The 4,134-nt window shown below is 69.5% G+C and carries 5 protein-coding genes; 4 read left to right on the top strand and 1 reads right to left on the bottom strand.

What is annotated here, in order from left to right; genetic code table 11:
- The 3 genes from ACE3T5_RS21310 to ACE3T5_RS21300 all read left to right on the top strand — a co-directional run.
- A partial coding sequence (locus ACE3T5_RS21310; protein WP_374670117.1) for a proton-conducting transporter membrane subunit occupies window positions 1-466 on the top strand: 466 nt, incomplete at its 5' end.
- A 4-nt stretch (window positions 467-470) separates the two neighbouring features.
- A complete protein-coding gene (locus tag ACE3T5_RS21305; protein ID WP_374670116.1) occupies window positions 471-2,009 on the top strand; it encodes a Ni,Fe-hydrogenase III large subunit in 1,539 nt (512 codons plus the stop codon).
- Window positions 2,009-2,539: an NADH-quinone oxidoreductase subunit B family protein gene (locus ACE3T5_RS21300; protein ID WP_374670115.1), complete on the top strand. Its 531-nt coding sequence runs from the start codon at window positions 2,009-2,011 to the stop codon at window positions 2,537-2,539. The genes ACE3T5_RS21305 and ACE3T5_RS21300 overlap by 1 nt, the downstream gene beginning before the upstream one ends.
- 37 nt (window positions 2,540-2,576) lie before the next feature.
- Here ACE3T5_RS21300 and ACE3T5_RS21295 read toward each other — a convergent pair whose 3' ends face one another.
- Complete coding sequence (locus tag ACE3T5_RS21295) at window positions 2,577-3,470, bottom strand: sterol desaturase family protein (RefSeq protein WP_293410553.1); 894 nt, start codon at window positions 3,468-3,470, stop codon at window positions 2,577-2,579.
- Between the two features lie 124 nt (window positions 3,471-3,594).
- Between ACE3T5_RS21295 and ACE3T5_RS21290 the strand changes: the two genes are divergently transcribed.
- Window positions 3,595-4,134 (top strand): LysR family transcriptional regulator (locus tag ACE3T5_RS21290; RefSeq protein WP_374670114.1); only part of this gene is annotated, 540 nt, incomplete at its 3' end.

Below are 4,134 nucleotides of genomic sequence, written 5' to 3'. Positions count from 1 at the left end.
CGCCGGCCTGCTGCACATGACGGTGCACTCGCTGATCAAGTCGGCGATCTTCTTCGCCGTCGGCCACGCCACGCAGAAGGCCGGCACGCAGGTCATGGACGAGATCCGCGGCCTCGTGCGCGTCAGTCCGACGGTGGGCTGGGGCCTGATGCTCGGCGCGCTGGCCATCCTGGGCATGCCGCCGTTCGGTGTGTTCGCCAGCGAGTTCCTCATCGTCACCACGGCGATGCGCGAGCAGGCCTGGGCCACGCCCTTCCTGCTCGTCGCGCTGGGCCTGGCCTTCGCCTCGGTGTTCCACCGCGTGCAGCCGATGGTGTTCGGCGACACGACGCACAAGCCGCTGGCGCATCCGCCGGCGCTGGTGCCGGTGTTCGTGCACCTGAGCCTGGGGCTGATGCTGGGCCTGTACATCCCACCCTACCTCGACGGCTGGTACCGGCAGGCCGCGGCCATGCTGGGGCATTGAGGCCATGGTGTTCGCCGATCTCCACCTCGAGCTGCAGCGCCTCCCCGCGCCGCTGCCGATCTGGCACGCGCGTGTGGACCGCGCGGGCTGGAGCGTGCTGGCCGTGCAGGTGGCACAGGCGCACGGCCGGCTGCTCTCGGTGTGGGGCCGCCACGGCAGCGACGGCCCGTCGGTCTGCGCCGCCTTCGCCACCACCGAAGGCCTGCTGTGGGCCGAACTGCCGCTGGCCGGCGCGGAGGATCGCTACCCCGACCTCTCGGCCACCTTCGCTTGCGCAACGCGCATGCAGCGAAGCCTGGCCGACCTCGGCGGCCTGCAGGCCGATGCAGCCGTCGACCACCGCCCCTGGCTCGACCACGGCCTGTGGGCCGCGGCCGCGCCATTGGCCTCGGGCATGACACCTGCCGGAGCCGCCGCCGGCACCTGGCCCGCCGACTACCCCTTCGTGCGTGTCGAGGGCGACGGCGTGCACGAGATCGCGGTGGGCCCGGTGCACGCCGGCATCATCGAGCCGGGGCACTTCCGCTTCTCGGTGGTCGGCGAGAAGGTGTTGCGCCTCGAGCAGCACCTGGGCTACGTGCACAAGGGCATCGAGCGGCGCTTCACCGAGCTGGCGCCGTTGCAGGCCTTCCGCCTGGCCGGGCGCGTGTCGGGCGATTCGACGGTGGTTTATGCCTGGGCCTACGCGATGGCGCTCGAATCCTGCTGCGGCACGGCCGTGCCCGAACGCGCCGACTGGCTGCGCGCTCTGATGCTCGAACGCGAGCGCGTCGCCAACCACCTCGGTGACCTCGGCGCGCTGGGCAACGACGCGGCCCTGGCCTTCGGACTGGCGCAGTTCTCGCGCCTGCGCGAAGACTGGCAGCGGCTGTCGCAACGCGCCTTCGGCCACCGCTTCATGATGGATGCGGTGGTACCCGGCGGCGTGGCCGGCGATGTGTCGCTGTCGCTGCGCGACGAACAGCGGCGCCAGTGCGATGACGTGGAGCGCGAGGTGCAGCGGCTGCGCCACATCTACGACGAACACGCGGGCCTGCAGGACCGCTTCATGGGCACCGGCCGTGTCGTGCCCGAACTGGCCGCGCGCCTGGGCCTGACCGGCATGGCGGGCCGGGCCAGCGGCCAGGCCGTGGACCTGCGCCACGGCCACGCGTGGCAGCCGTACCGCACGCTGCAGGCGCGCATCGCCACGCAGCAGGGCGGCGACGTGGCGGCGCGCGTGGCGTTGCGGTTCGACGAGCTGGCCGAATCGCTGCGCCTGATCCGCGAGCTCTGTGTCCGCCTGCCCGAGGGCGGCACCGCCGGCGCCATCGAACTGCCTGGCCGCGCAGTGCAGGGCGCGGGCTGGGTCGAGGGCTGGCGCGGCGAGGTGCTGGTGGCGCTGTCGCTGGGCGCCGATGGCCGCATCGAGCGCTGCCACTGCCACGACCCGTCGTGGCAGAACTGGCCGGTGCTCGAGCATGCGGTGATCGGCAACATCGTTCCGGACTTCCCGCTCATCAACAAGTCCTTCAACCTCAGCTACTCGGGGGTCGATCTCTGATGTGGCAGATCCTTCGCCAGATCGTTCGCACCGGCATCGTCAGCGAGCCGCCGCCGGCGCTCGACGCGGCGCTGCAGGCCGAGGTGCGGCGCATCCACGACGAACTGCTGGCCATCCTCGGCCAGGCGCTGGCGATCCGCCAGGTCGATGCGGGCTCGTGCAACGGCTGCGAGCTGGAGATCCACGCGCTCAACAATCCGTACTACAACATCGAGGGGCTGGGCATCCATTTCGTCGCCAGCCCGCGCCATGCCGACATGCTGCTCGTCACCGGGCCGGTGTCGCGCCACATGGAAGAGGCGCTGCGCCGCACCTACGACGCCACGCCCGAGCCGCGGCTGGTGGTGGCGGTGGGCGACTGCGGCGCTGACGGCGGCATCTTCGGCGAGAGTTACGCCAGCTGCGGCCGCATTGCCAACGTCATCCCGGTCGACACGGTGGTGCCGGGTTGCCCGCCGCCGCCCATCGAGATCCTGCGCGGCATCCTCGCGGCGGTGAAGGTGAACCCGCGCGGCGGCCGCCCGATCTGACCCGTCGGTTCACGGGTCGTGAACGGCCCTGACTTCTTCAAGTCTGCTGCGGCGCCGGTCCATCCGAACGCGTCTCTTCCTCGGCCACGACACGGCCACCCATTCGCAGCGCGGAATGTTCTCGCTTGCTCTGCAGAAGGGGGAAGAACATCTGGTGGTACCAGCGCTCCTGGCCATAGACCAGGTCGTCCTGCAGGCCCACCTTCTCGGGGTAGCGGCGCGTGATGTGGGCGGTGCCCAGCAGCACGTCCCACAGGAACAGGAAATTGCCGAAGTTGCCCTTGTAGTGGCCCACGCCGTCGGCGTTGGTCAGCGCGTGGTGGGCCCAGTGCGTGGCCGGGGTGGAGATGGTGCGCTCCACCACCCACATCAGCGGCCGCAGCGCCTTCACGCGGTACAGCGGCTCGTCCCAGCGCCAGGCGCAGTGCGCCCCCAGAATCACCACCAGCTTCAGCACGATGTACAACCCGTAGACCTTGCCGAAACCCAGAAAGATCAGCACGCCCCCGATCCACAAACCCGGCATCAGCAGGTAGTAGAAGAAGTTGTTGCGGTAGGTGATGCGGATGCTCATGTACTGCGCCGTGTGGTGAGCGCGGTGCAAAGGCCACAGCATGGGCGAGTGCGAGGCGCGGTGCCACAGGTATTGCGTCAGGTCGTCGGCCAGCAGCAGCACACCGAACATGGCCCACCAGGGCAGGCCGGCCAGGGCGTTGTGCTGCTCGGGCATGAACTTCAGGCACAGCTGGTTGGTCACCAGCAGGGCCGTGGGCTGCGCGATGGCCAGCAGGGCGAGGAACTGCAGCAGTTCCAGTTTGGTGTCGTCGGACGTGGCGCGCACCGTGACCTGGTAGCGCCGCGTCACGAACTCCATCAGCGCGAAGCCGAGCATGACGCAGACGATCAGCACGTTCTGCAGTTGGGCACTCATGGGTTTGTCTCCGTTGGTGTCTGCCAGCACTCTGGTGGCGCGGCTGGGGGCGAGACTAAGCATCGCGAGCAAATGCGTCCATTGCATTGTTGACATTGAATCAATGCAGTGGAAGCATGACAAGATGATGGACCTGAAACACCTGGCCCACCTGGTGGCGCTGGCCGATGAACGTCACTTCGCGCGGGCGGCCGAGCGCGTGCACCTCAGCCAGCCTGCGTTCAGCCGCAGCATCCAGGCGCTGGAGCGGGCTCTCGGCCAACGCCTGTTCGACCGCGATGCGGGCGAGCTGCGACCCACGCCGGCCGGCGTGTTCCTGATCGAGCGTGCGCGCCGCCTGCTGTTCGACGCGCGCTGCCTGCAGCGCGACGCCGAGCTCTACGCACAAAGCAACTTCGGTGACGCGGCGCTGGGTGCCGGCCCTTTCCCGGCTGCCACCCTGATGCCGCGGGTGCTGCCCGAGTTGCGCCGCCGCTACCCCAACCTTCGCTTGCGGGTGGAGGTCGGCAACTGGGCGCAGTTGCTGGAGCAACTGCGTGCCGAGCGCATCGAGTTCTTCGTCGCCGACACGCGCAGCCTGCCGCAGGACGCGACGCTGGATGTCCAGCGCCTGGGCCAGCAGCCGGCAGCCTTCTATGTGCGCAGCGGCCACCCGCTGGTCGGG

Origin of the sequence: Ramlibacter sp., assembly GCF_041916345.1 — a bacterium.
Taxonomy (GTDB): Bacteria; Pseudomonadota; Gammaproteobacteria; order Burkholderiales; family Burkholderiaceae_C; genus Ramlibacter.
Note: the sequence above shows the minus strand (reverse complement) of the source record. Positions and strands in the feature narration are given on the sequence as shown.